This is a genomic window from Azospirillum sp. Marseille-Q6669 (assembly GCF_965111635.1).
Map to the genome: position 1 here is coordinate 35,791 of NZ_CBCOOP010000002.1, position 24,523 is coordinate 60,313.

A 24,523-nucleotide genomic window follows, 5' to 3' on the forward strand; every position below is an offset into this window, starting at 1 on the left:
GCGCGGTCCGGCCCTTCCGGTCAACCGTGACAATCCGCGCCGTGACAATCTGCGGGCGTCGCCGCCGGGACACTGTCCTTGATCCGGCGAACCGCGAAGCTTCTCGCCTGGACCACCGCGGGCGTGGTGGTGGTCGTCGGCGCGGCCGGCGGGCTGTTCGCTTGGCGGCTGGCCCAGGGGCCGGTCGCTCTCGACCCGCTGACCCCCTATGTGGAGCGGGCGCTGAGCGACCCGCAGGGCCGCTACCGGGTCGATGTCGGCCAGCTCGTCCTGTCCTGGGTGGATGAGGAGGAGAGCGACGGGCTGACCCGGCTGGACCTGCGGGCCATCGACGTGCACGCGGTCAACGCCGAGGGCGACGAGCTTGCGGCGGTGCCGGAACTGGGCGTCGGCTTTTCCGTGCGCGCGCTGTTCCAAGGCAAGCTGTCGCCGACCCGGCTCGACCTCGTGCGGCCGCGCCTCCAGGTGGTGCGCCGGGCTGATGGCAGCCTGGATTTCGACGTGCGCTCGATCCCGTCTCCCGGCGAGCCGGAGAAGGACGAGCCGGAGGACGGCCCCGACTTCGCGGGGGAGATCGTCTCCACCCTGATGCAGCCTCCGGACATCGCCCGCCCGCTGGGCCTGCTGCGGCGGTTGTCCATCATCGGCGCCGACCTGACGGTGACGAACCGCATGCTGGGCCTGTCCTGGCACGCCAACCGCGCCGACATCGTGCTGACCCGCGACGGGACCGAGATCGTCGGCGGGGCGCAGCTGCTGCTCGACCTGGACGGGCGGACGGCGGCGGTGGAGGCATCGGGCGTCCATCGCATGGCCGACGCGGAAACCGCGCTGTCCACCCGCTTCGACGGCTTGCAGCCGGCGGCGCTGGCCAAGATCGGCCCGCTGCTGGCGCCGCTGTCGGCGGTGACCGTGCCGCTGGGCGGGCGCATCGACGCGACTCTGGATTCGCGGTTCGAGCCGGTGCGCTTCAGCTTCGACCTGCAGGGCGGTGCCGGAGAGGTCAGCCTGCCCGCGCTGCGGCCCGACCCCTACCGCATTGACCGGGTGCGGCTGCGCGGCGGGCTGGACGTGCCGGGCCGGCGGGCGGAGCTGGAGCGGCTGGACCTTGCGCTCGACGGGATGGTGATGGCCGGGCGGGGTGACCTGCGGGAGCGGGGCGGGCAGCGCAGCGGCAGCTTGCGGCTCGACCTGACGTCGGATGGCAAGCGGGCCTCGCTCGACCTCGACGGCACGCAGGTTCCCGACAAGGGCGCGTCGGTCGCCGCGCGGCTCGACGGACTGGTGCCCGCCACACTGGCCGGGCTCGCCCCGGCGCTGGCACCGCTCGCCGCGGCGCAGCTTCCCCTATCCGGCACGGCCAGCGTCGAGCTGGATCCCGACGGGCAGCCGCGCAGCGGGCGGGCGGAGTTGAAGGCCGGCGCCGGGCATGTCGTTCGACCGGACCTGTTCCCGGAGCCGATGCCCATCGCCTCCGCCGCCCTGACGGTGGCCGGCGACCGCTCCTCGGGCAAACTGGATGTGGAGCGGCTGGCCATCGATCTCGGTGGGCCGACCGTGGAGGGGACGGCGCAGGCGGCCATCGCCCAACTCGGCACGCCGGACGCCCGCCTGTCGGTGGAAGCCGCCGTGACGGCCAAGCGGGTGCCGGCGGACGAACTGCCCCGGCTGTGGCCGCTGGGGGTGGGGAAGAACCCACGGGAATGGGTGACCCAAAACCTGTCGCACGGCGTCGTGCCGGAGGCGACGGCGACCGTCCGGGCCAGTGGGCCGCTGTCCGACCTCGCGGCATTCGACGTGACGCATTTCCAGGCCGGCATCAAGGCCGAGGACATGACGGTGGATTACTTCCACCCGCTGCCCAAGGTCACCGGCTTGGCGGCGGAGGTGTCCACGGATGGCAAGACTTTCACCATCCACACCAAGGGCGGCCGCATCGACGACGTCCAGCTCGGTGAGGGCACCATCGTCATCGGCGGTCTGGACACCGGCAAGGAGACCATGGACATCCGTGTCCCGGTCCGCGGGCCGGTGCGCACCATCCTGACCGTTCTGGACAGCCCGCCCCTGGGCTATCCCAGCCGCCTCGACCTCGATCCCAAGCGCACCCAGGGGCAGGCCGACGCGCAGCTTCACTTCCAGTTCCCGCTGCTGGTCGACCTGAAGGTCGAGCAGTTGAACCTGGACGTCGTGGCAAAGCTGCGCGGCGTCGGGGTGGAGAAGGTGGCCGCCGGGCTGACCGCGACCGAGGGCGACCTGACGCTGGCGCTCGATATGAACGCCATGACGGTGAAGGGCAACACCAAGCTGGACGGCATCCCTGTCACCATCGACTGGAAGGAGCAGTTCACCTCCACCGCCAAGGGGCCGCGCACCCGCATCGCCGTGAAGGGCGATGTGGACGCCCAGGACCTGCGCAGCCACGGCATCGACCTAGCCGAGCATGTGGAAGGGCCGCTTGGGGCGGATGTGCTGTTCACCGTGGACCAGCGCCGCCGCTTCGGCCTGACCGCCGGGCTTAACCTGGAAAAGACCCACCTGCGCATCGACGAGCTGGGCTGGGAGAAGAAGCCCGGTGTGCCGGGCACCGGCAAGCTGGCGCTGGAGTTCCAGAAGGACCGGGTGACCCGCATCACCGGCCTGTCGGTCGATGCCGGGGGGCTGCGCGCCCAGGCGGTCGTCGATCTCGCGCCGCAGACCATGGCGGTCACCAAGGTGGCGGTCAGCCAGATGTCCGTCGGCCAGACCGACCTGAAGGCCGACGTGACGGTGCATGACGGCGGCAAGAGCGGCTACTCCGGGACCATCACGGGCCAGAGCCTGGACGCCCGCGTCCTGGCCGGCAAGGCCGACCCGCCCGGCGGCAAGAAGCAGGGGCCGGCCGACGAGAAACCGCTGCCGCTCGACTTCGACCTGAAGCTGAACCGCGTCGTCTTCGGGGACGGCCGCCATCTGTCCGACGTGGCCGGGCGGATCAGGCGCGACCGCCTGTCCTGGACGGCGCTCGACGTGACGGCGAAGGCGGGGCGCGACGGGGCGGTGTCCCTGCGCTATCTGCCGGGCGCCCAGGGATTCTATGACGTGGCCATCTCGGCCAGCGACGCCGGCGCGACCTTCCGCGCGCTCGACATCAACGACCGGGTGCAAGGCGGTGTTTTGGCGATCACCGGCCGCACGGTGGAGCCGCGGGCCGACGCCGCCATCGAAGGCCGGATGGAGCTGACCGACTACGCGCTGGTCGATGCGCCGGTCCTGGCCCGCATCCTGAACTCCATTTCCCCCTCCGGCTTCGCCGAGCTGATGGGCGGTGGCAAGGGCATCCGCTTCGGGCGGGCGGTCAGCGACTACCGCAAGGACGGGCGCCTGCTGACCGTCAAGGACCTGCGCACCTCCGGCTCCGCGCTCGGCCTGACCCTGTCGGGGGAGGTGGACATCGAGACCGACACCGCCAACCTGCGCGGCACCATCGTGCCCATCTACGGGCTGAATCGCCTGATCGGTCAGATTCCGCTGCTGGGCGACGCGCTGAGCGGCGGCGAGGGGCAGGGCATCTTCAGCGCCACCTGGCACGTCCGTGGTCCGCTGGCCGACCCGGACGTGACGGTGAACCCGCTCGCCATGCTGGCGCCGGGCTTCCTGCGCAATCTGTTTTTCCTGGGCGAGGGGGGCGACGGCAAGGAAGCGCCCTCGCCGGGAACCTTCGTGAAGTAAGCGGGATTGTTCATCCCTCGCCCCTCTGGGGAGAGGGTGCCCGCGAAGCGGGCGGGTGAGAGGGTTGCGCTTGTGCCGGACGTTCCGCCACGCGCATCCCCCTCACCCTAACCATCTCCCCGCTTTCGGCGGACCGAAGGTCCACCTGTCGCGTCAGCGCAAACTTCGTTTGCGCGTGAGCGGAGGGGAGAGGGGGACATCAGGGAGACTCAGTGTTGCCTCACACTGCCTTGACCAGCGCGTGACGCTTCTTGCCGGCGCTCAGCTTGATGACGCCGTCGGCGTTCAGATCGGCGGCGGTGGCCTTGGCGGCCTCGTCGGGGATGGCGGCGTCGTTCATCTTCGCGCCGGCGCCCTTGATGAGGCGGCGCGCCTCGCCCTTCGACGCGGCCAGCCCGGCGGAGACCAACAGGTCCACCACCGCGACGCCGGCCTCAAGCTCGGCGCGGGGCACGTCGATGGTCGGCAGGCCCTCGGCGGCGGCGCCCTGCTCGAAGGTGCGGCGGGCGGTCTCGGCGGCCTCCAGGGCGGCCTCCTCGCCGTGGGCGAGCCTGGTCACCTCGTGGGCGAGGATCTTCTTGGCCTCGTTGATGCCGGCGCCTTCGAGAGCCTCCAGCCGCGCCACCTCGTCCATCGGCAGTTCGGTGTAGAGGCGCAGGAAGCGGCCGACGTCGGCGTCTTCGGTGTTGCGCCAGTACTGCCAGAAATCATAGGCGCTGAGCTTGTCGGCGGTCAACCACACCGCGCCCGCAGCGGTCTTGCCCATCTTGGCGCCCGACGCGGTGGTCAGCAGCGGGGTGGTCAGGCCGAACAGCTCCGCCCCGTCGGTGCGGCGGCCCAGCTCGACGCCGTTGATGATGTTGCCCCACTGGTCCGACCCGCCCATCTGGAGCATGCATTTCTCGCGACGGAACAGCTCCACGAAATCGTAGGCCTGGAGAATCATGTAGTTGAATTCCAGGAAGGTCAGCGGCTGCTCGCGATCCAGCCGCAGCTTGACCGATTCGAAGGTCATCATGCGGTTGATCGTGAAGTGCCGGCCGATGTCGCGCAGCAGCGGGATGTATTTCAGCTCGTCCAGCCAGTCCGCGTTGTTGACCATCACCGCGTCGGTCGGACCGTCGCCAAAGGACAGGTAGCGTCCGAAGATGCGCTTGATGCCCGCCATGTTGGCGTTGATGGCCTCGTCGGTGAGGAGCTGGCGCGCCTCGTCCTTGCCGGAGGGATCGCCGATCTTGGTCGTCCCGCCGCCCATCAGGACGATCGGCTTGTGGCCGGTCTTCTGCAGCCAGCGCAGCATCATGATCGGCAGCAGGCTGCCCACATGCAGGCTGTCCGCTGTGCAGTCGAAGCCGATGTAGGCGATGATCGGCCCCTTCGCCGCGCGCTCGTCGAGCCCGGCGAGGTCGGTGCACTGGTGGATGAAGCCGCGTTCCTGCAGCGTGCGGAGGAAATCCGATGTCAGCGTCGTCATGGCCGCGATCCGGCTGTCGTGGTAGGGTCCAGGGTCGCGTCTGTTAGCATGGAACGCGCGGCCCCACAATTCTCGGGGCTGACTCGACATGGGATTGGGGTAAGGAATGCAGACGGTCGTCGGGCTGATGAGCGGCACCTCCATGGACGGGATCGACGCAGCGCTGGTCCGCACCGACGGCGAGCGCCGGGTGGAGCCGCTGGCCTTCGTCACCATCCCCTACGAGGACGGCTTCCGCGCCGAGCTGCGCTCCTGTCTCGGCGGCAAGGGACCGGTGGAGGCGGTCGAGCGCGCCCTGACCGACGCCCACGCCGACGCCGTGCGCCGCCTGCTGGCCGAGGCCGGGACGGAAGCGGCCGCGGTGGACCTGATCGGCTTCCACGGCCAGACGATTTTCCACGACCCGGCGCAGCGCCGCACTTGGCAGATCGGCGACGGCGCGCGGCTGGCGCGGGCGACCGGCATCGCCGTGGTCAACGACTTCCGCACGGCGGACGTGGCGGCGGGCGGGCAGGGCGCCCCGCTGGTGCCGCTGTTCCACCGTGCGCTGGCCGACGCCCTGCCGCGCCCGCTGGCCGTGCTGAACATCGGCGGCGTCGCCAACGTCACCTGGATCGGCGCGGGTGAAGACGCGGTCATCGCCTGCGACACCGGGCCGGGCAACGCGCTGGTCGATGACTGGGTCCTGTCCGGCCAGGGCGCCCGCTACGATTCCGGCGGGGCGCTGGCGGCGCGGGGCAACGTGGATGAGGGCGCCTTGGCGGCGCTGCTCGCCCATCCCTATTTTGACCTGCCGGCGCCGAAGTCGCTGGACCGCGACGCCTTCGACCCGGCGCCTGTCCGTGGCTTGTCCTTGGAGGATGGGGCGGCGACCCTGACCGCCTTCACCGCCGCGTCGGTCGCCCGCATCGTCCCGCATCTGCCGGAGGCGCCGGTGCGTTGGCTGGTCTGCGGCGGCGGGCGGCACAACGCGACGCTGATGGGCATGCTGGCCGACCGGCTGGGCGTGCCGGTCGATCCGGTGGAGGCGGTGCGCTGGAACGGCGACGCGCTGGAGGCCGAAGCCTTCGCCTATCTGGCGGTGCGCAGCCGCAAGGGCCTGCCGCTCAGCCTGCCGGCCACGACCGGCGTGCCCCGGCCGATGACCGGCGGGCGCTTCCACCCGGTGTGACGCCGGAAGTTACGGGCGCGGGCGGCTGTTGTCGGTGCAGTTGTCGGCGTGCTTGCACCAGTTCCCGAAGGTGCTGGCGATTTGGGCGTTGCTGCAGCCGGACAGCAGGAGCGCCGCGAGGCCGGCGAGGATGGTGAGGCGAAAGGTCCTCGCGACGGTCATTTTCCGGTCACTCCGCCACGGCGGCGACGGGGTTGCCCATCGCGCGGTCCAGATAGTCGTCCACTTGCACAGCCAAATCGTCGCTGCGGTTGGCGAAGAAATGGTTGGCGCCGGGGACCACGCGGTGGTCGATGCGGATGTCCTTCTGGTGCGACAGTTTGGTCACCAGCTTGTTCACCGCCGCCCCCGGAACCAACTCGTCCTTGTCGCCGTGGATGATCAGGCCGGAGGACGGGCAGGGCGCCAGGAAGGAGAAGTCGAACAGGTTGGCCGGCGGCGAGACGGACACGAAGCCGTCGATCTCCGGGCGGCGCATCAGAAGCTGCATGCCGATCCACGCCCCGAAGGAGACCCCGGCGATCCAGCAGACCGGGGCGTTGGGGTTGTGGGTCTGCAGCCAGTCCAGCGCTGCCGCCGCGTCGGCCAGTTCCCCTTCGCCCTTGTCGTAGGTGCCCTGGCTGCGGCCAACCCCGCGGAAATTGAAGCGCAGGGCGGAGTAGCCGCGCTTCGTGAAGGACTGGAACAGGGTGAAGACCACCTTGTTGTTCATGGTCCCGTTGTGATGCGGGTGCGGATGCAGCAGCAAGGCCATCGGCGCGTTGGGGATCGTGCCGTGTGTGTAGCGCCCTTCCAGACGTCCGGCCGGACCGTTGATCATCACTTCAGGCATGGGAACGGCGATCCTGACGCGAATATAAGGTGATCCGGACCACCGGCGGAGCGGTGAGCGGACGCCACGGCAAGCGGACGTGGTTGCCCATGGACAAGCATGGATTTTTCGCACACAATTCTTGACCGTTTTGCTTGGTCATCATATATGCGTCGATGCGTCCTTCCTGGGCAACCCGCGCGACCGGCGAGGCACGGGTCGAGGGCTCTTGCGAAAGATCACCTCTTCCAGCAAGAGGGCGGACTATACCACGGCGGGTGTTCCGGTGTTCAAGCATCTTCGCGAAGAGATCGACGGTATCATGGCCCGCGACCCGGCCGCGCGGTCACGGGCCGAGGTCGCGTTGTGCTATCCGGGCTTCCACGCCATCGTCCTGCACCGCGTCGCGCGCTATTGCTGGGACCGTCGCTGGCACCTGATGGCCCGAGCCGTCTCGCAGATCGCCCGCGCCCTGACCGGAATCGAGATCCATCCGGGGGCGACCATCGGGCGCCGCTTCTTCATCGACCACGGCATGGGCGTCGTCATCGGCGAGACCGCCGAGATCGGCGACGACGTGATGCTCTATCATGGGGTTACGCTGGGTGGCACCTCGCTGAACCAGGGCAAGCGCCACCCCACGCTGGAAAGCGGCGTGATCGTCGGCGCGGGGGCCAAGGTGCTGGGTGCCATCACCATCGGGCGCGACGCCCGCGTCGGGGCCAACGCCGTGGTGGTGGCGGACGTGGCGCCGGGCATCGCGGTGGTCGGCATCCCGGCCAAGGCGGTGGTGACCCGCGACCGCGTCGAGACGCAGAAGTTCATGCCCTACGGCACGCCCTGCGGCGACATCCCCGATCCGGTGGCACGCGCGTTGAACGGCCTGCTCGATCAGGTGTCAACCCTGCGCCGGCGCGTCGAGGAACTGGAATCGGAGCGCGGCGACGCGCATAATTCATCCGTATACGAAACATCAGGCGTTCCCAACGGGAGCGCCCGGACCGACAATGGGGTGCGCGAGCCGGTGTCCGTGGACAGCGGTCCGGCGGCGTCCTGTTGAACCAAACACAAACACGAGGCTTGGCGTCGATCCGCTGAACGGTCGGGCCGGGGTGAAGGAAGGGTAAGGAGGGTAAAATGAGACTCAGCACCAAGGGACGCTATGCCGTCATGGCTATGGTCGATCTTGCTGCCACCAGCCAGGGGAGCCCCGTCGCCCTTGCCGACATCGCCGACCGGCAGGAGATTTCGCTCTCCTATCTGGAGCAGCTGTTCGCCAAGCTGCGCAAGGGCGGTCTGGTCAAGAGCGTGCGCGGCCCCGGCGGCGGTTACCTGCTGGCCCATCCGGCGGACGCGACCCGCGTGTCCGACATCATCCTGGCGGTGGACGAGCCGATCCGCACGACCCGTTGCGCCAACGGCACGCCGCAGGGCTGCCGGACCAACCGCTCGCGCTGCCTGACCCACGACCTGTGGGAGGAGCTGGGCAACCAGATCCACATGTATCTCAGCTCGGTCACCGTGGCCGACGTGGTGGAGCGGCGGATCATCGGCACCAGCAGCCTGACCATCCGCGGCCCGCAGCCGGCGGACGAGGGTGCTGCGGTTGCAGCGGAGTAAGGGGCGGAGTAAGGGAGCGCCCTCCGGCCCTTCGTTCCGATGACCCGCGTCTATCTCGACCACAACGCCTCGGCGCCTCTGAAGCCGGCGGTGAAGTCGGCGATGATCCAGGCCATGGATCTCGCCGGCAATCCGTCGTCGGTGCACGGCTTCGGCCGCAAGGCTCGCCGCGCGGTGGAGGAGGCGCGTGCCCAGGTCGCCGCCCTGGCCGGGGTGCGGCCCGCCCAGGTCTTTTTCACCGGCAGCGGGACGGAAGCCAACAATCTGGCGCTGCGCGGCTTTCCGGGCCGGGCGGTGGTCACCTCCGCCATCGAGCATGATTCGGTGCTGGAGGCGGTTCCCGGCGCTGCCCGCGTTCCGGTGGATCGCCACGGCGTCGCCGACCTCGCCGCGCTCGACCGCCGGCTCGCCGAGGTGAACGGCCCGGCGCTGATCTCCCTGATGCTCGCCAACAACGAGACCGGCGTGATCCAGCCGGTGGCCGAGGCGGCGCGGATCGCCCGCACCCATGGCGCGCTGCTCCACTGTGACGCCGTTCAGGCCGCCGGGCGGTTGCCTCTCGACCTCGGGGCGCTTGGTGCCGACCTGCTGACCCTGTCGGCCCACAAGATTGGCGGCCCCGCCGGTGTGGGCGCGCTGATCCTCGCCGACGGGCTGGAGCCGGAGGCGCTGATCCGCGGCGGCGGGCAGGAAAAGCGCCGCCGCGCCGGCACCGAGAACGTCGTCGGCATCGCCGGCTTCGGCGCCGCCGCCCGCCTCGCACGGGAGGAGCTTCCCGACAGCGCCCGCCTGACCGCCCTGCGCGACGCGCTGGAGGCGCTGGCGCTCGCCGCCGTTCCGGCCGCGCGGGTGATGGGGGCCGGCGCGGCGCGGGTCGGCAACACCAGCAACCTGCTGCTGCGCGGCGTGGCGGGGGAGACGCAGGTGATGGCGCTGGACCTCGCCGGGGTGGCGGTCAGCGCCGGGTCGGCCTGCTCCAGCGGCAAGGTGAAGCCGTCCCACGTCCTGGCGGCCATGGGCGAGAGCGCCGGGGATGCCGCCTGCGCCATCCGGGTCAGCCTAGGCTGGGACAGCGACGGCGCGGCGGTGGAGCGTTTCGCCGCCGCCTACGCCGCGATGGCGGCAAGGCTGGCGCGTGCCCCTGCGGCGTAATCGCCTTCTCCATGACCTCCACCTCCTGCCGCGGGCCGTGTAAGGTTGCGCGGCGCCCCGCTTCTGGGTATCACCCGGCCAAAGGGAAGGCGGCGACCCGCCGGCCTCGCGGTCGACCTGTGCAGCGTTTCAACGGACGGCAAGCATGACCACATCCGATTCCGGCCCGCCGCGCTTTCCCATGGGAGAGTCTCCCAAGGGCATCGCCGGAACCATCGACGGCGATCTGGAGCCGTGCTGGCTGTGCGGCCGTTCGGTCGCGGCGCGCGCGATGTTCTGCCATTCCTGCGGGGCGGTGCAGGCGCCGCGCCCACTCGACCATTTCACCCGGCTGGGTCTGGAGCGCCGCTTCGACATCGAGCCGGAGGCGCTGGCCCGCCAGCACGCCGGTTTCTCCCGCGCCATGGACCCCGAGCGCTTCGCGGCGCGCGGCGCGCGGCAGCAGGCCAACGCCCGCGCCCAGGCCGACGCGCTGGGCGAAGCCTATGAGACGCTGCGCGACCCGGTGCGCCGCGCCCGCTATCTGCTGGACCTGTTGAACTCCCCCGCCGCCGCGTTGACCGCGGAGGAGGACGAGGAGGTGACGGCACTGGCGGACCGGCTGAACGGCGCCCCGGACGTCGCCGCGGTGGACCGGCTGGCGCAGGACATCGGGCAGCGCATGGAAAGTTGCATCAAGTATCTTGCCATTGCCTTCCGCAACGGGCAGACCGACAACGCCGCGCGCATCCTCGCGCGGCTGGAGCGGTTGGAGGTGCTGGCGGCCGAATCCCGGACGCGGCGTTCCGGCCTTGCCCCGAAATCACCCTAACCATCGCCACCGCACACCGACGCCTTTGTTCAGGAGAGCACCCCAATGCCCAAGATGACCTTCATCGAGCCGAACGGCACCCGCCACGAGGTGGACGCCCCGCTCGGCCTGTCCGTGCTCGAGGTCGCGCACAAGCATGGCCTGGACCTGGAAGGCGCCTGCGAGGGCTCGCTCGCCTGCTCGACCTGCCACGTCATCGTGGAGCCGGAGTGGTTCGACGTGCTGAACGAGGCCTCGGAGGACGAGGAGGATATGCTCGACCTCGCCTTCGGCCTGACCAAGACCTCGCGCCTGGGCTGCCAGATCATCATCAGCGAGGAACTGGACGGTCTGGCCGTGCGCCTTCCCGGCGGCACCAACAACGCCATGCGCTGACGTACCGCCGCGGCGCCTTCCGGGGACGCCGCGGTCTGCACCCGCCACCGGGGAACCGGTGCGCCAGCCCGCTCGCGGGCGCGGTGCCCCCGGTTCTCCGGTGGTGAATTTTTTTGGAACCAGCCCATATAGGGCGCCATGATCTCCTACGCCAACTCCCTCGGCATCGCCAAGCGTCCCCAGGACACCCGCGTGGTCGTCGCCATGTCCGGCGGCGTCGATTCCTCCGTCACCGCCGCCGTTCTGCGGGAGGAGGGCTACGACGTGGTCGGCATCACGCTGCAACTCTACGACCACGGCATCGCCCTGCAGAAGCCGGGCGCCTGCTGCGCCGGGCAGGACATCTACGACGCCCGCCAAGTGGCCGATCGCATCGGCATCCCGCATTATGTGCTGGATTACGAGGGCAAGTTCTCCCAGGACGTGATCGACGACTTCGCCGACACCTATCTGCGCGGCGAGACGCCGATCCCCTGCGTGCGCTGCAACCAGCGGGTCAAGTTCCGCGACCTGCTGAACACCGCCCGCGACCTCGGCGCCGACGCCCTGGCGACCGGCCATTACGTGCGCCGCGTCCAGGGGGCGGCGGGAGCGGAACTGCACCGCGCCATCGATCCCGGACGCGACCAGAGCTACTTTCTGTTCGCCACGACGCGCGAGCAGCTGGAGTTCCTGCGCTTCCCGCTGGGCGGCCTGACGAAGCCGGAGACCCGCGCCCTGGCCGAGCGCCACGGGCTGGAGGTGGCGGCCAAGCCGGACAGCCAGGACATCTGCTTTGTCCCCAACGGCTCCTACGCCGACGTGGTGGCCAAGCTGCGCCCCGGCTCGGTCGAGCCCGGCGACATCGTCCACGTCGACGGGCGCGTCCTGGGCCGCCACCGCGGCGTGGTCCACTACACGGTGGGCCAGCGCAAGGGATTGGGCATCGGCGGTATCCGGGGCGAGGAAGAGCCGCTGTTCGTCGTGCGCCTGGAGCCCGGCCAGCGCCGCGTCGTCGTCGGCCCGCGCCGCGAGCTGGCGCGCAGCGTGGTGACGATCCGCGAGGTCAACTGGCTCGGCCCCGCCCTTGCCCCCGGCGAGGGGCTGGAGGTCGAGGTGAAGCTCCGCTCCGCCCAGCCGCCGGCCCCGGCGGTGTGGCGGCTGGGTGCGGACGGCACCGCGCAGGCCGAACTGCACGAGCCGCAATACGGCGTGGCGCCCGGCCAAGCCTGCGTCGTCTACCAGGACGACCGGGTGCTTGGCGGCGGCTGGATTGCCGGAACGGGGGCCTGACGAAAACTTCGCAAAAAGTGAAATTTCAGCGTTGACACCTCGGCCCCCCTGGAATACATAAGCGGCCCCGGCACGAACCGCGGCGGCCAACACCGAAACGGACCGCGCCGGGAGATGATGGTAAGCACGATGGCAGCGTAGCTCAGTGGTAGAGCAGGGGAATCATAATCCCTTGGTCGGGGGTTCAAATCCCTCCGCTGCTACCATCACGAAAGCCCGTCAAGTCTTCGACTTGGCGGGCTTTTTCTTTGGCCGACGTGGGGTAGGCGCGCTTCCTCTCAATCCTCCGTCAGCGCGTGGGCCATGGCGTCCTGCAACGGCGCCAGCACATAGTCGATGGCTCGGCGCTGTCCGGTCGCGATCAGCACGTCGGCTGGCATGCCCGGATGCAGGGCTGCCGAGCCGATGCGCTCCAGCGCGCCGGGCACGGGGCGGATGCGGGCCACGAAGTAGGGGGCGTGGGTCGTCGGGTCGGTAAGGCGGTCGGCGGAGACGTCGACGACGGTGGCGTCGATCGATGGCGTGCGGCGGGGCTTGAAGGCGCTGAGGCGGACCTGCGCGGTCTGGCCGGCCTTCACCACGTCGATGTCCAGCGGGTCGATGCGCGCCTCGATGGTCGGCAGGCCGCTGTCGGGGACAATGTCCATCAGCGGCTCGCCCGGCTTCACCACGCCGCCCACGGTGAAGACGGTCAGTCCGACCACGCGGCCCGGGACCGGGGCGCGGATTTCCGTGCGTTCCACCGCGTCGCGGGCGGCCTTCAGGCGGGCGGCGGTCTGGTCCAGGGCGTTCTGCGCCTCCTCCATCTCGGCGGCGATGTCGGACCGACGGGCCGTCTCCTTGGCATGGAGCTGGGTGTCGGCGACCGTCACCGCCTGCTCGGCCAGCAGGGCGCGAGCGTGGGATTGATCGCGGGTGCCGGCCAGGTCGGCCATGGCCCGCTTCAACGACAGAACCCGCAGCTTGCGCTCCAGCCCCTTGTTGAAGAGGTCGAGCACGCCGGCCAACTCCTCCTCGATGAAGACGATCTGCTCCGCCGCCGCGCGCTCCTGGGCGCGGTGAGCGGTCACCTCGCGCTCGGCCTGCAGGCGCTGTTCGCGCAGCACAGCCATGTCGCCGTCATGGCGGGTCCAGCGGGAGGCGAACAGTTGCTGCTGCACGGCCAGGGCGCGCCGGGCGGCGGCGCTTCCATCCACCAGCTCCGCCGGTACGGAGAAAGCGCGCTGCCCGGCGTATTCGGCGCGCAGGCGGGCCATGCGGACCAGGGCGGCGGCCTGTTCGGTGGACAGCTCCTCCAGGGTGGCGCGGCTTTGCGTCCCTTCCAGGCGGAGCAGGGTCTGGCCTGCGGCCACCGGGTCGCCGTCGCGCACCGCCAGCTCGGCGACGATGCCGCCCTCCAGATGCTGGATGGTCTTGCGGTTGCCGTCCACCACCACCGTGCCCGGCGCGTGGGCGGCGCTGTCCAGCGGGGCCAGGAAGCCCCAGCCGAGCCCGGCGCCCAGCGCCAGGGCAATCACCGCGCAGCCCGCCCGCACCGCTCCGCCGATGGAGGGCTCGGCGCGGCGCGGTTTCGCAGGAATGGCGCTTCGGCCCAGCAGCGTTTCGGTCGTGGTCATCGTGAACTCTCCAATCAGGGGGTGGCGGCAGCGGCGACCGGCTGCGGGGTGGCGGTACCCAGCCGCCGGACCATCTCGGCCCGCGTCGCGGTCTGGTCGATCATGCCGTCGCGCAGCACGACGATGCGGTCCACCGCGTCGAGGACGCAGCGGCGGTGGGCGATCACCACCACCGCGGCGCCGCCGGCCTTGGCCTCGGCGATGGCGCGCAGCAGCGCCGCCTCGCCGGCTTGGTCCAGGTTCGCGTTGGGCTCGTCGAGAACGAGCAGGCGGGGATCGCCGTAGAGGGCGCGGGCGAGTGCGATGCGCTGCCTCTGCCCGCCGGAAAGCAGGGCGCCGCCTTCGCCGATCGCCGTCCGGTAACCGTCGGGGAGGCGGCCGATCATCTCGTGCACGCCGGCCCGCCGCGCCGCCGCGGTGACCAACGCAGGGTCGGGCTCGCCCAGCCGGGCGATGGCGTCCTCCACGGTGTCGCCGAGCAGGCCGACGCCCTGCGGCAGATAGCCGACATGCCGCCCGCAGTCGTCGCGGTGCCAGCGCCACACATTGTGGCCGTCGAGATAGACGCCGCCCTGGGTCGGCTCCAGCACGCCGACCAGCAGCCGGGCCAGCGTGGACTTGCCCGCCGCCGAGGGGCCGACGATGCCCACCGCCTCGCCCGGCTCCACCGAGAAGGAGAGGCCGCGGAGCGTCGGACGGTCCGACCCCGGCGGAACGTAGGTCACGCGGTCTAGTAGCAGGGAACCGCTGGGGCGGGGCAGGGGGGCGCCCGGCGTGGGAGCCGCGTCCGCCGTGAACAGGCCGCGCAGGCGGCGCAGGCTCTCGCGGGCCGAGGACCAGTTGCGCCAGGAGTCGATCAGCTGCTCGAAGGGCGCCAGCGCGCGGCCCATCAGGATGGAGGCGGCCAGCATGCTGCCCGGTGATACCTGCCGGTCCAGCACCAGCATCGTGCCGGCGGCGAGGATCGCCACTTGGGCGGTCATCCGGCAGACCTTGGCGAGCGAGGCGACGGACTGCGCCCGTGCCGCGGTCTGGTTGACCAGCCGCAGATGATCGTCCTCAATCGCCTGCCAGCGGCGGCGCAGGTTGCCCATCATGCCCATGGCGGCGACGGCCTCCACGCCGTGCGATGCCGCTTCGACCTCGGCGCCGTGGCGGCACAGGGCGCGGTTGGCTTCCGCGGCGCCCGGCATGGTCAGCATCCGGCCGAGCAGGCTCACCCCGACCAGACAGAGGATGCTTCCACCGCAGACGAGGCCGTAGAGCGGGTGGATCAGCGTCAGGAAAAGCAGGAAGACGAGGCTGAGCGCGGCGTCGAGCGGTGCCGTGAGGCTCGGCCCGGACAGGAACTGGCGCAGTTCGTTGAGGTCGCGCAGCGCCTGGGCCGGGCGGCTGGCGCCGCCTCGCAGCAGGCCGCCCATAGACGCCTCCAGCGCGTCCATGGTCAGGCTGCGCGCCGCCAGATGTCCCATGGCCTGGGTCAGCCGTCCGCGGATCGCCTCGACCAGCCCGAACACGGCAAAGCAGCCCAGCGCCAGCAGCGACAGGGCCACCAAAGTCTCCACGCTGCGGCTGCCCAGCACGCGGTCGTAGACCTGCATCGTGTAGAGCGGCATCGCCAGCTGGATGAGGGCGAGAAAGACGCTGAACCCGGCGGCGGCGGCGAGGCCGGTGGCGATGCGCCGGCGGATCGCGCACAGGGCCGGCGGGTGGTCGGAGGGGCCGGCGGATGGGCTGCGGCGGGATTCCCGTGCGGCCATGGGAGGGGCGCTCCTGTCGTCCGGAGAAGGGAAAGGGGCGCGCCGGGAAGGACGGCGCGCCCGGGACCTCGGTCAGGCGGATCAGTAGAAGGAGATGTCGCCCATCGGGTTGTCGCCCTTCACGATCAGGTCGTGATAGCCGGTGTCGTTCGCCGCGTTCCACGTGACGACGTAATTGCCGTCCTTCTGCCAGATGCTGTATTGGCCGTCGGCGGGCGCGCTGGTCGTGCCGGCGTAGCTGTAGCTGCCCTTCAGCCAGATCTGGTCCTCGTCCTTGAAGTCGGTGATGGTGTCGGCGTTGCCGGCGTAGATGTCGCCGCTGTCCTTCGTCTCGAAGAAGAACCAGTCGGCCCCGGCCCCGCCGGTCATCTGGTCCTTGCCCATGCCGCCGTAGAGGTCGTCGAAAGTGTCGCCGCCGCTCAGCGTGTCGTCGCCGTCGCCGCCGTAGAGCTTGTCGTACCCGCTCTCGCCATAGAGCTGGTCGTTGCCGCTGCCGCCGTAGAGCGTGTCGGTGCCGTAATAGCCCATCAGCAGGTCGTTGCCCGACTCGCCGTAGAGCACGTCGTTGCCGTTCCAGCCGTCCAGCGTGTCGTTGCCGGACCAGCCGAGGATGGTGTCGTTGCCGTCGTAACCCTGCACGTAGTCATTGCTGACGCCGTACTTGATCATGTCGAGATAGTCGGCGTTGTTGGTGCCATAGACGTTTGCCATTGATGCGTTTCCTTCGGATCAGGGGATTGTGCCATGCAGGGGGAGGTGCTTCATTCGGCTTTCTTCTTGCCGGTTCGCTTTGAAGACCTCGCCCTTGCACAGCCATTCTTCCCGGATCGGGCATCCGGCACTGTTGTCCACTTCACAGTTTTGAACAGGAGAGAAAAAGCGCTGCGGTCAGCGCCGCCGGTGCAGGATCATCCCGCCATGGCGCAGCACCCCGTCGATGAAGTCGCCGTCGGCGGTGAAGCCGGTGTCGTCCCAATAGTCGATGTGGTCGCCGGTGACCCGATAGCGGCCCTGGTACGCCTTCTCCCGGTTGCCCCGCGCCTCGACGTAGCGGTTGTTGGGGAGAAGCTCGTGGCGGACACGGCCATCCTCGGTCACCCACAGGCCGACATAGGGGTGATCCGCTTGCTGCACTTCAGGTCGGTCGGCGGTCTGGGCCAGTGCCTTGCGGTCGGGCAGGGCCTCGGCGCCGGAGGCGAGCAGGGCGGCGGTCAGGGTGGCGGTCCGGGCGAACGCGCGCGTCATGGCGTGCCTCCTTGCGCCGACGGGCGGCGCTCGGCGAACAGCTCCGACAGGGTGCGTGCGGCGGAGATCGCGCGGGGGAAGCCCGCCGGGACCGTCACCATGTATATGATCTCCTTCAGCTCGTCCTCGGAGACGCCGGCGTTGAGCGCATAGCCGGCGTGGATCTTCATGAAGGCCGTCTCGCCGATGGCGGCGAAGGCGGCGACCGCCGCCAACTGGCGGGTTCGCGTGTCCAGCCCTGGCCGCGACCAGACGTCGCCCAGCGCGTAGGCCTCGGTGGCCTCCGCCAGGAAGGGGAACTCCTCGCGCATCCGCTCCAGGGTGGGCTGGGGCTGGCCGTTGTTCAGGCTGCGGACTACCTCGCCGCCGCGCTTGGCGCGTTCCTCGGTCGTCAGGGCGGCGGCTGGCATCGCCGGAACCGTGGCGAGCAGACCCGCCGCGACGAGGGTGCGCAGGCGGGCGGGGGGACGGGTGAGGGTGTCGGTGCCGTGGGTCATGCTTGGCCTCCTCAATGGTGGGCTCAGTGGCTGGCTGTGGGACGGACCACGATCTCGTTGGTGTCCACGTCGTCCGGCTGCTCGATGGCGTGCAGGATGGCCCGCCCGATGGCGTCCGGCTTGATGGAGACGGCGCGGTAGCTGCGCATCAGCTCTTCGGCCTCCGGGTCGGTGATGGTGTGGGCCAGCTCCGATTCCACGACGCCGGGGCAGACGCAGGTGACGCGCAGCCGCTCGTTCTCCTGGCGCAGCCCGTCGGAAATGGCCCGCACCGCGTATTTCGTCGCGCAGTAGACGGCGGCGGTCGGCGAGACGGCGAGTGCCCCGATGGAGGCGATGTTGATGATCTGGCCGAAGCCCTGGCCGTTCATGACCGGCAGCACCGCGGCGATGCCGTAGAGGACGCCGCGGATGTTCACGTCGATCATGCAGTCCCATTCCTCGACCTTCAGCGAGGCCATGGGGGACAGCGGCATGACCCCGGCGTTGTTGACCAGCACGTCGATGCGCCCGAACCGCTCCTGCGCGAAGGCGGCGAAGGCCGCCATGTCCTCGCGGCTCGTCACGTCCAGCGCGCGGACCTCGGCGGTCCCGCCCGCGGCCCGGATGTCGGCGGCCAGGGATTTCAGCCGGTCCGTCCGGCGGGCGCCGAGCACCAGCTTCGCCCCGGCGGCGCCGAGGACGCGGGCGGTGCCCTCGCCGATGCCGCTGGACGCGCCGGTGATGAGGATCGTCTTGTCGGTGATCGCGGTCATGTCGTGCTCCCTTCCGTCGATCGTTGCGGTGACGGAGAAAAGCTATGATTCGGCTGCCGATAGTTCGAGTTGCCAATCGTGAACGAGCTGGTTAGCTTCTCTAACCAATGAGCGACCCCTTCGAAGGCATGGCGGCGTTTCTGGCGGTGGCCGAGACGCTCAATTTCCGCCGGGCGTCCGAGCGCCTGGGTGTCACCCGCTCCGCTGTCAGCCAAGCGGTCCGCCGGCTGGAGGACCGCATCGGCGTGCCGCTTCTCCAGAGGACGACGCGCAGCGTCCGGCTGACCGACGCGGGCGCGCATCTGTTCGCCGCGACGCGGCCGGCGCTGGCGGAAATCGGCACGGCGCTGGAGGTCATCGCCTCGGCGCATGGGGAGCCCGGCGGGACGCTGCGGCTGGCCGTCTCGTCCATCGCGGAAAGCATCCTGGAGGGGGAGGCGCTGGCTGGCTTTCTGGCCGCCTACCCGTCGGTCGGCATCGACATCCTGGTGACCGACGAGGAGTTCGACATCGTCGCGGCGGGTTTCGATGCGGGTGTCCGGCTGGGCGAGGCCATTGAGCAGGACATGATCGCGGTCCCGGTCTCCGCGCCGCAGCGGCAACTGGTGGTAGCCTCACCGGCCTATCTGGAGCGGGAGGGACGGCCCGCCCATCCGCGTGACCTGCTCGCCCACCGCTGCATCGGCTGGCGTCCTGCGCCGGACGTGGCGCCCTACCGCTGGGAGTTCACCGAGGACGGCCGCGACTTCGACATCGCGGTGAATCCGCGTGTCGCGACCAACGACATGGGGATGATGGTCCGGTTGGCCCTGGCCGGCGCCGGGCTTACCTGCGGCATGGAGGAGACCTTCCGGCCCCATCTGGAGCGAGGCGCGCTGGTGGCCGTCCTGGAGGCGTTCTGCCCGCCCTTCGCCGGCTTCCACCTCTACTATCCAAGCCGCCGGACGGTGCCACCGCGGCTGCGCGTCCTCATCGACCATCTGCGGGCGCGGAACGGTGTGTCGCCGAGAGCGTCACGTCTGGGGTGAGTCGAGGCGTTACCGCGGCATCAGCGCGAAAACGCCCCAACCCAGATGGTCCCGCGTGTGGGTGGCGTAGCGCACCGGTTCCGAAGTCAGTTTGGCGCGAACCTCCTTCGCGAAGTCATCGCCGGGATTGGCGTCCAGCCAGCGGCGCATGGTCAGCCATTTGGCCGCCTCGTAGCGATCCCAGCCGTCCTGGTCGGCCAGAACCATCTCGACGACGTCGCAGGCAAGGCGGCCGAAGGATGCGAGAAGCTCCGGGAGCGTGAGGAAATCGGCGATGGCGTTGGCGAGGCACCCCTTGGCAATCTCCTCCGTCGGCGGCATCCGCCTCCAGTAGGGCTCGCCGACGAGGATGATCCCTCCGGCGCGCAGGCTGCGGGCCAGAAGCTCGACCGTGCCGACGACACCACCGGCAATCCAGGTGGCACCGACGCAGGCGGCCACATCGACTTTCTCGTCGGAAACGTATCCGGCGGCATCGCCATGGATGAACGTGACACGATCGGCGACCCCGAGTTCGACGGCACGGAGCTTCGCGTGCTCGGTGAACAACCGGCTCATGTCGATGCCAGTGCCGACGATGCCATGATCGCGTGCCCAGCTGCACAGCATCTCCCCCGAACCGCTGCCGAGATCGAGCACCCGGGCTCCGGACTCCAACCGCAGCGCCGCGCCGAGCGTGGCGAGCTTTTCCGGTGTGATCGGGTTGTGAATGCGGTGGGCGCTTTCACTGATGGTGAATATTCGAGGAATGTCCACTTTGGGAGACGTCCTTGAACGGATGCTGGGAGTGGGCGGACTCGCCTCGGGACGAAGGCGGCGGTCCAGCGAGTGAAGGTGGTGGAGCGATGGCTGCGCGGAATTGCAGGATAACCTGCGGGGCGCGTCTCAACAAGTTCTCACCAAGGTTGTGCCAAGCTCCGCGCTTGAACGGGCCTGCGTTTCCGGAGACCGCCCTCACAGCTTGCGGCTGGCATCCCAACGTATGGCTACCTGGAAACGGAAACGACGGGTGCCGGAACCCTGAGGCCCCGGCACCCGCCTTCTTTTCTGGAATGCGCTCCGGCTCCGGCGTCTCAGCCGAACCATTATCAAGAATTCATGATCGCCCCTGTGTTTAAAATTGCAATATATTGCAATGTACGGCGTATTAATGCATTGCAAATTATTAAAATCGTGGAAGTTGCGACGCGAAACAGTAGTGATTTTATTGTCATGTTCTGTGCGTCAAAGAACATAACGCTAGAAAAGTAGCGAAGTAGGAAATTGTGTCAGCAAGCACTGCGCCCTGTTTGCTGCTGATCGCATGTCGCTGAGGTGCATCGGTGATAGGGGAGGCGGCCAATCATCCACGGTCAGATTTTCCTCCTCCTGCGCACGGAGGCACCAAGCCATTTGCTGCATTTGCCGAGAGGATTTGGGAAATCCTCGTGATGAATGGACACGTCCCAGGGGCGCCTGTTTCCGCTCCAGGGCTATGGTTGCCGGCAGGAGTTGCGGGTCCGGTCCCGCAGCTCCCGACAGTCACGGGTCCATGACGTCGCCCAGCGTGGCGGCGAGGTCGCCGGGCTCCACCGGCTTGTGCAGCAGGCGGCAACCGATGGAGCGCGCCTCGCGCAGCCGCTCCGGCGCCGTGTCGCCGGTGATGATGACCACCGGCACATCCCAGCGGCTCCGTACAAGCTCGGCCACCTTGCGGCCGGTCTGGCCGCCGGGCAGGCGATGGTCGGCCAGCACCACATTGGGGCGGTTGCGCATCCGGGGCAGGCGGGCAGCCAACTCCTCCGCCGAGCCGACGGCCGTCACCTGGACGCCCCAGCGTTTCAGCAGCATGGTCATGGCATGGCGTACCCGCTCGTCGTCCTCCACCAGCAGCACCCGCCGGCCCTTCATCCGGTCCGTTGGCGATGCCGTCACCGCCGCGCTGGTGGCGGCGACGGCCATGGCGCGCGCGGCAGCGGTCAGGCGGCGGTCGGGTTCGGGGGAGAGGACAGCGCGCGGAACGGTCACCGTGAAGACCGTGCCCCGCCCGACCTGCGACCGCATGTCCAGCGTCAGGCCGAGCAGCCGCGCCATGCGGGCCACCAGCGGCAGGCCGAGGCCGAAGCCCTTGGCCGCGCTGCGCTCCGGGTTGTCGAGCTGGTGGAACTCCTCGAAGATGGCGGCGCGGGCGTCGGGGGGAATGCCCTGTCCGTCGTCCCACACCTGAAATTCCAGCGCATCGGGGCGACGTCGGCAGCCCAGAAGAACACGTCGTCCGTTTCCCCCCCCGTGACGGATGGCGTTGGACAGCAGATGGGTCAGTATCCGTTCCAGCAACCGCGGGTCGGTCCGCACCGCCACGCCGCAGGGGTGGACGTGCAGGCTCGTCCCCTCGGTCGTTGCGCTCTCCCGGAACTCCTGGGCCAGACGGCGCATCAGCGCGTCGGGTCTGAATTCCGTGACCACGACGTCCACCGCGCCGGCTTCCAGCCGGGCAAGGTCCAGAAGGCCGCTCAGCATACCGCTCAGGCTGTCGATGGAGGCCTGGAGCAGATCCGCTGCCTCTCTGGCCGAGGGGTTGGAGCCGACGGCGCCACGCAGAATGTGGGCATAGAGCGCCGCCGCCTGGATCGGCTGGCGCAGGTCGTGGCTTGCGGCGGTCAGAAAGCGCGCCTTGGCCCGGTCGGCGCGCTCCGCCGTCTCATGGGCACGGCGCAGTTCCTCCTCCCGAGCGGTGCGGCGGTCTTCGGCGCGGTGAAGCCGGTCGCGGAGCCGCCCCATCTCGCGGCGCTGCTCGACCAGTTCGGCGGCCAGACGCGCGCTTTCCTCGACTAGACGGCTTGCGTCGCGCTGCAGACGATCCGCGGTCCGGACCCCCTCGGCAAGGTTGCGGTTCAGCGCTTCCAGGCTGTCCCGCAACGCCTTGCCGGTGGTTGATCCACCCCTGTCCGGTTCATCCGAGTCCGCATGTTTCGGCATATATGTCTCCACGATGGCCCCCGCTCACCGCCGCACAACAACTTCCGGCTCTTGAATTCGCATGCTTCAGGTCACAACAGCGCAGAACAGGAATTGTTTTCGCGGACATAACGATTCGCGCGCGTGCAAGGGTCCCGATCATCGCTTCCAGGCTGTCGGTTGCGGAGCAGCGACACGCTGTGCCCAAAAGGGCGGCAGATTGTCGCATATACGACATGTCCTGGTTGCGCGGGGAGCCCAGCCTGCGGCACCGGAACGGTCGCTGCGCTGTTGAATCCCGTGGCGCCGTTCCGGCGCCGATACGGACGCCACAGGCTGACCAGATGGAGTTTCAAAGCGATGCAGGAACCCGGCGAAGGGAAGGGGCGGCCCTGCGACGCAGCCGCCCTTCGCTGGCACACCAATTGCTTTGTAAGCAAACGGATGCAGGTTTCCATCATACGGGATGTTTCTTGACCTTGTTCGCTTGGCGAACGATCTAACGTCCCTGGCGCCTGCGCGGCCCGTGGCTGGTGCATTTGGAGGCAGGTTTGATCAACCCTATGATTACGGCCACCGCCGGCTGGTCCGAGGCGGTGGAGGAGCGGGCGCAGCGCTTGCTCCGCTATCAGGTTGGGACCGAAGGGCCGGACGGTGTCCCGGTGACCGTGCAGACCATGTTCGAGCGCTGCGGCTTCACGCCGGTCGCCAGCGCCCGTTTCCTGATGTGCATCCCGCCATTGACGGCGATGCACGAGCTGACCAAGACCGTCACGCGCTTCCGCATCGACGGCGAGGTTTGCCCGGACCCGGCGGGCATGGCGAAAGCGGCCCTGTCCTTTGCCGGGCGCGCGGTGGCGGTGCATGAACTGCACCCAGAGCGCCGGTTCGTCGCCGGCGTCATTTCCTCCCTCCTGGGGTTGCAGGGTCCCAGCCGGCGGTAGGGTCGGGCGATCACCGGAGGTGCCTTCGATTCATGCGGATAACCAAGGGCCGTGCGGTTCCGCGCGGCCCTTTGCCGTTCCATGCTGCCGGAAATCCGCCATTCTTTAAAAGTTGTAACCGTCCTTTGGTTGCTCGTTCAGCGGAGTCGCATTATCAGTGTTCGGCTGTACGACCATGGGCTGGGTCCGCCGGTTCTTGGCCAGTTCTTTGACCAGCTCCCTGGCCAGTTCCCGGGCTCGGGCGAAGGAGGGTGCCGCGATGGACAGGAAGCCGGTCGATTACGGGCAGTACAGCATTCTGGTCATCGAAGATCAGCCCTTCGTGCGCCGGACCATCATGCAGATCCTCTCGCAGATCGGCTTCCGCTCGATCGCCGAGGCCGACAACGGGGAGACCGGCATGCGGGAGTGCATCCGCGCCACCCCGGACGTGATCGTCTGCGACATCGACATGAAGCCGGTGTCCGGCCTCCAGTTCCTGGCCGAGTTGCGGGCCAGCGCGGAGGTGCGGAACCGCCGCACGCCGGTGGTCTTCCTGACCAACCACACGGAATCCGAAATCGTGAAGAAGGCCATGTCCCTGGGTGTCAACGGCTTCGTCGTGAAGCCGCCGTCCTTCGGTGCCTTGAAGGAGCGGGTGGACCGTCTGCTGGCCGGCAAGTGAGGAAGAGGATGGGGGGCGTGGTGCGGCGTGCGGTGCTGTGCGGTCTGGCGGTGCTGCCGCTGGTCGCCTGTTCGGGGGAGCCGGGCGAGTCCGACATGCGCAAGCTGGTGGAAACGCACACCAGGCGGGCACTGGACGGCCAGGGGCAGGGCGGCTTCCGCGGTTTCGAGGGCTTCCGCAAGCAGGGCTGCGTCGATACCAAATACCGGAACGGCGCCCCGAAGCCGGACGACAAGCAGTATGATTGCTATTACGCGGCGACCTTTGCGCCGCAGCCGGGTGCCACAGTGATGACGGTGAACGGCAAGGGTCGCTTCACCCGCACCGACAAGGGCCTGATCTTCGAGGATCTGGGAGCGCAGCCACGTTGATATGGCGCGCGGGTGCGGCAACAGTTCAGCGTTGTCTGGAAAAGGAAACGACCGGCCATGAACCTGTCATGAACCGGCCGCGTCAGATGGTGGAAGGGGCTGGATTTGAACCAGCGTACGCTTACGCGGGCAGATTTACAGTCTGCTGCCTTTAACCACTCGGCCACCCTTCCGCTGATGCTTGACGCGACCATCGGAGACCTGCCGTTCATCGGGCCTTGCTTGGCCTTCCGTCTGGCGGGTGGCGTTATCTAACGGGTGACGACGCTCCGGTCAAGCGGCTTTCTTCACCGGCAGCGCATCTTTGTT

At 69.1% G+C, this 24,523-nt stretch carries 23 protein-coding genes and 2 tRNA genes; 13 read left to right on the plus strand and 12 right to left on the minus strand.

Annotation, left to right across the window (positions count from 1 at the left end):
* The first annotated feature begins 78 nt into the window (after positions 1-78).
* Positions 79-3,711 carry a YhdP family protein gene (locus tag ACWPXE_RS11365; RefSeq protein WP_454017965.1) on the plus strand — a complete coding sequence of 1,211 codons (3,633 nt, stop codon included), beginning with the start codon at positions 79-81 and terminating at the stop codon, positions 3,709-3,711.
* Positions 3,712-3,931: 220 nt separating this feature from the next.
* Here the strand turns inward: ACWPXE_RS11365 and tyrS are convergent, their stop codons facing one another.
* Positions 3,932-5,185: a tyrosine--tRNA ligase gene (tyrS, locus tag ACWPXE_RS11370; RefSeq protein WP_454017966.1), complete on the minus strand. Its 1,254-nt coding sequence runs from the start codon at positions 5,183-5,185 to the stop codon at positions 3,932-3,934.
* A gap of 106 nt (positions 5,186-5,291) precedes the next feature.
* On the opposite strand from tyrS, the gene ACWPXE_RS11375 reads away from it, so the two are divergent.
* Positions 5,292-6,356 carry an anhydro-N-acetylmuramic acid kinase gene (locus ACWPXE_RS11375; RefSeq protein ID WP_454017967.1) on the plus strand — a complete coding sequence of 355 codons (1,065 nt, stop codon included), beginning with the start codon at positions 5,292-5,294 and terminating at the stop codon, positions 6,354-6,356.
* A gap of 9 nt (positions 6,357-6,365) precedes the next feature.
* Here the strand turns inward: ACWPXE_RS11375 and ACWPXE_RS11380 are convergent, their stop codons facing one another.
* Entirely contained in the window at positions 6,366-6,518 is a 153-nt protein-coding gene (locus tag ACWPXE_RS11380) for a hypothetical protein (protein ID WP_454017968.1), read from the minus strand.
* Positions 6,519-6,525: 7 nt separating this feature from the next.
* Entirely contained in the window at positions 6,526-7,188 is a 663-nt protein-coding gene (locus ACWPXE_RS11385; RefSeq protein WP_014239834.1) for an alpha/beta hydrolase, read from the minus strand.
* 265 nt (positions 7,189-7,453) lie between these two features.
* On the opposite strand from ACWPXE_RS11385, the gene epsC reads away from it, so the two are divergent.
* From epsC to ACWPXE_RS11420, 7 genes are all read left to right on the plus strand, one after another.
* Entirely contained in the window at positions 7,454-8,227 is a 774-nt protein-coding gene (epsC, locus tag ACWPXE_RS11390) for a serine O-acetyltransferase EpsC (RefSeq protein WP_454017969.1), read from the plus strand.
* A gap of 77 nt (positions 8,228-8,304) precedes the next feature.
* Complete coding sequence (locus ACWPXE_RS11395; RefSeq protein WP_014239836.1) at positions 8,305-8,787, plus strand: Rrf2 family transcriptional regulator; 483 nt, start codon at positions 8,305-8,307, stop codon at positions 8,785-8,787.
* A gap of 39 nt (positions 8,788-8,826) precedes the next feature.
* Entirely contained in the window at positions 8,827-9,939 is a 1,113-nt protein-coding gene (locus ACWPXE_RS11400; protein WP_454017970.1) for a cysteine desulfurase family protein, read from the plus strand.
* 145 nt (positions 9,940-10,084) lie between these two features.
* Positions 10,085-10,750 carry a molecular chaperone DnaJ gene (locus tag ACWPXE_RS11405; RefSeq protein WP_454017971.1) on the plus strand — a complete coding sequence of 222 codons (666 nt, stop codon included), beginning with the start codon at positions 10,085-10,087 and terminating at the stop codon, positions 10,748-10,750.
* A gap of 45 nt (positions 10,751-10,795) precedes the next feature.
* Entirely contained in the window at positions 10,796-11,125 is a 330-nt protein-coding gene (locus ACWPXE_RS11410) for a ferredoxin family 2Fe-2S iron-sulfur cluster binding protein (protein WP_035672428.1), read from the plus strand.
* A 138-nt stretch (positions 11,126-11,263) separates the two neighbouring features.
* On the plus strand, positions 11,264-12,397 hold the full coding sequence (mnmA, locus tag ACWPXE_RS11415) for a tRNA 2-thiouridine(34) synthase MnmA (protein ID WP_454017972.1): 1,134 nt from the start codon (positions 11,264-11,266) through the stop codon (positions 12,395-12,397).
* A gap of 131 nt (positions 12,398-12,528) precedes the next feature.
* Positions 12,529-12,603 (plus strand) — tRNA-Met (locus ACWPXE_RS11420).
* Positions 12,604-12,675: 72 nt separating this feature from the next.
* On the opposite strand, the gene ACWPXE_RS11425 is transcribed toward ACWPXE_RS11420, so the two are convergent.
* The 6 genes from ACWPXE_RS11425 to ACWPXE_RS11450 all read right to left on the minus strand — a co-directional run bounded on the left by ACWPXE_RS11425 (position 12,676) and on the right by ACWPXE_RS11450 (position 18,270).
* Positions 12,676-14,013 carry an HlyD family type I secretion periplasmic adaptor subunit gene (locus ACWPXE_RS11425; protein WP_454017973.1) on the minus strand — a complete coding sequence of 446 codons (1,338 nt, stop codon included), beginning with the start codon at positions 14,011-14,013 and terminating at the stop codon, positions 12,676-12,678.
* Positions 14,014-14,027: 14 nt separating this feature from the next.
* Complete coding sequence (locus ACWPXE_RS11430) at positions 14,028-15,773, minus strand: type I secretion system permease/ATPase (RefSeq protein WP_454017974.1); 1,746 nt, start codon at positions 15,771-15,773, stop codon at positions 14,028-14,030.
* An 81-nt stretch (positions 15,774-15,854) separates the two neighbouring features.
* Positions 15,855-16,484, minus strand: coding sequence for a calcium-binding protein (locus ACWPXE_RS11435; protein WP_454017975.1), 630 nt, complete (start codon positions 16,482-16,484; stop codon positions 15,855-15,857).
* Positions 16,485-16,661: 177 nt separating this feature from the next.
* Entirely contained in the window at positions 16,662-17,018 is a 357-nt protein-coding gene (locus ACWPXE_RS11440; protein ID WP_454017976.1) for an Atu4866 domain-containing protein, read from the minus strand.
* Positions 17,015-17,515: a carboxymuconolactone decarboxylase family protein gene (locus ACWPXE_RS11445; RefSeq protein ID WP_454017977.1), complete on the minus strand. Its 501-nt coding sequence runs from the start codon at positions 17,513-17,515 to the stop codon at positions 17,015-17,017. The genes ACWPXE_RS11440 and ACWPXE_RS11445 overlap by 4 nt, the downstream gene beginning before the upstream one ends.
* A 23-nt stretch (positions 17,516-17,538) precedes the next feature.
* Complete coding sequence (locus tag ACWPXE_RS11450) at positions 17,539-18,270, minus strand: SDR family oxidoreductase (RefSeq protein WP_454017978.1); 732 nt, start codon at positions 18,268-18,270, stop codon at positions 17,539-17,541.
* 107 nt (positions 18,271-18,377) lie between these two features.
* Between ACWPXE_RS11450 and ACWPXE_RS11455 the strand changes: the two genes are divergently transcribed.
* Complete coding sequence (locus ACWPXE_RS11455) at positions 18,378-19,298, plus strand: LysR family transcriptional regulator (protein ID WP_454017979.1); 921 nt, start codon at positions 18,378-18,380, stop codon at positions 19,296-19,298.
* Positions 19,299-19,307: 9 nt separating this feature from the next.
* Here the strand turns inward: ACWPXE_RS11455 and ACWPXE_RS11460 are convergent, their stop codons facing one another.
* Together ACWPXE_RS11460 and ACWPXE_RS11465 are read right to left on the minus strand one after the other, a co-directional pair.
* Complete coding sequence (locus tag ACWPXE_RS11460) at positions 19,308-20,054, minus strand: SAM-dependent methyltransferase (protein ID WP_454017980.1); 747 nt, start codon at positions 20,052-20,054, stop codon at positions 19,308-19,310.
* Between the two features lie 765 nt (positions 20,055-20,819).
* Positions 20,820-22,256 (minus strand): ATP-binding response regulator, encoded by a 1,437-nt coding sequence (locus ACWPXE_RS11465; protein WP_454017981.1) that lies wholly within the window; start codon positions 22,254-22,256, stop codon positions 20,820-20,822.
* A 542-nt stretch (positions 22,257-22,798) separates the two neighbouring features.
* On the opposite strand from ACWPXE_RS11465, the gene ACWPXE_RS11470 reads away from it, so the two are divergent.
* The 3 genes from ACWPXE_RS11470 (at position 22,799) to ACWPXE_RS11480 (ending at position 24,214) form a co-directional block, all read left to right on the plus strand.
* Positions 22,799-23,179: a hypothetical protein gene (locus tag ACWPXE_RS11470; protein ID WP_454017982.1), complete on the plus strand. Its 381-nt coding sequence runs from the start codon at positions 22,799-22,801 to the stop codon at positions 23,177-23,179.
* A gap of 259 nt (positions 23,180-23,438) precedes the next feature.
* Positions 23,439-23,843 carry a response regulator gene (locus ACWPXE_RS11475; RefSeq protein WP_014239878.1) on the plus strand — a complete coding sequence of 135 codons (405 nt, stop codon included), beginning with the start codon at positions 23,439-23,441 and terminating at the stop codon, positions 23,841-23,843.
* An 8-nt stretch (positions 23,844-23,851) separates the two neighbouring features.
* A complete protein-coding gene (locus ACWPXE_RS11480) occupies positions 23,852-24,214 on the plus strand; it encodes a hypothetical protein (RefSeq protein ID WP_454017983.1) in 363 nt (120 codons plus the stop codon).
* An 87-nt stretch (positions 24,215-24,301) separates the two neighbouring features.
* Here the strand turns inward: ACWPXE_RS11480 and ACWPXE_RS11485 are convergent.
* Positions 24,302-24,387 (minus strand) — tRNA-Tyr (locus tag ACWPXE_RS11485).
* Positions 24,388-24,523 lie beyond the last annotated feature (136 nt).

What these genes read in the sequence shown, in the direction of transcription:
- ACWPXE_RS11455 (WP_454017979.1), top strand. Translation starts at nt 18,378, where the DNA reads ATGAGCGACCCCTTCGAAGGCATGGCGGCGTTTCTGGCGGTGGCCGAG.
- ACWPXE_RS11440 (WP_454017976.1), bottom strand. Translation starts at nt 17,018, where the DNA reads ATGACGCGCGCGTTCGCCCGGACCGCCACCCTGACCGCCGCCCTGCTC.
- ACWPXE_RS11480 (WP_454017983.1), top strand. Translation starts at nt 23,852, where the DNA reads ATGGGGGGCGTGGTGCGGCGTGCGGTGCTGTGCGGTCTGGCGGTGCTG.
- ACWPXE_RS11385 (WP_014239834.1), bottom strand. Translation starts at nt 7,188, where the DNA reads ATGCCTGAAGTGATGATCAACGGTCCGGCCGGACGTCTGGAAGGGCGC.
- ACWPXE_RS11405 (WP_454017971.1), top strand. Translation starts at nt 10,085, where the DNA reads ATGACCACATCCGATTCCGGCCCGCCGCGCTTTCCCATGGGAGAGTCT.
- ACWPXE_RS11470 (WP_454017982.1), top strand. Translation starts at nt 22,799, where the DNA reads ATGATTACGGCCACCGCCGGCTGGTCCGAGGCGGTGGAGGAGCGGGCG.
- tyrS (WP_454017966.1), bottom strand. Translation starts at nt 5,185, where the DNA reads ATGACGACGCTGACATCGGATTTCCTCCGCACGCTGCAGGAACGCGGC.
- ACWPXE_RS11435 (WP_454017975.1), bottom strand. Translation starts at nt 16,484, where the DNA reads ATGGCAAACGTCTATGGCACCAACAACGCCGACTATCTCGACATGATC.
- ACWPXE_RS11380 (WP_454017968.1), bottom strand. Translation starts at nt 6,518, where the DNA reads ATGACCGTCGCGAGGACCTTTCGCCTCACCATCCTCGCCGGCCTCGCG.
- ACWPXE_RS11430 (WP_454017974.1), bottom strand. Translation starts at nt 15,773, where the DNA reads ATGGCCGCACGGGAATCCCGCCGCAGCCCATCCGCCGGCCCCTCCGAC.
- ACWPXE_RS11425 (WP_454017973.1), bottom strand. Translation starts at nt 14,013, where the DNA reads ATGACCACGACCGAAACGCTGCTGGGCCGAAGCGCCATTCCTGCGAAA.
- ACWPXE_RS11445 (WP_454017977.1), bottom strand. Translation starts at nt 17,515, where the DNA reads ATGACCCACGGCACCGACACCCTCACCCGTCCCCCCGCCCGCCTGCGC.
- ACWPXE_RS11475 (WP_014239878.1), top strand. Translation starts at nt 23,439, where the DNA reads ATGGACAGGAAGCCGGTCGATTACGGGCAGTACAGCATTCTGGTCATC.
- ACWPXE_RS11465 (WP_454017981.1), bottom strand. Translation starts at nt 22,256, where the DNA reads ATGCCGAAACATGCGGACTCGGATGAACCGGACAGGGGTGGATCAACC.
- mnmA (WP_454017972.1), top strand. Translation starts at nt 11,264, where the DNA reads ATGATCTCCTACGCCAACTCCCTCGGCATCGCCAAGCGTCCCCAGGAC.
- ACWPXE_RS11410 (WP_035672428.1), top strand. Translation starts at nt 10,796, where the DNA reads ATGCCCAAGATGACCTTCATCGAGCCGAACGGCACCCGCCACGAGGTG.
- ACWPXE_RS11450 (WP_454017978.1), bottom strand. Translation starts at nt 18,270, where the DNA reads ATGACCGCGATCACCGACAAGACGATCCTCATCACCGGCGCGTCCAGC.
- ACWPXE_RS11375 (WP_454017967.1), top strand. Translation starts at nt 5,292, where the DNA reads ATGCAGACGGTCGTCGGGCTGATGAGCGGCACCTCCATGGACGGGATC.
- ACWPXE_RS11400 (WP_454017970.1), top strand. Translation starts at nt 8,827, where the DNA reads ATGACCCGCGTCTATCTCGACCACAACGCCTCGGCGCCTCTGAAGCCG.
- ACWPXE_RS11395 (WP_014239836.1), top strand. Translation starts at nt 8,305, where the DNA reads ATGAGACTCAGCACCAAGGGACGCTATGCCGTCATGGCTATGGTCGAT.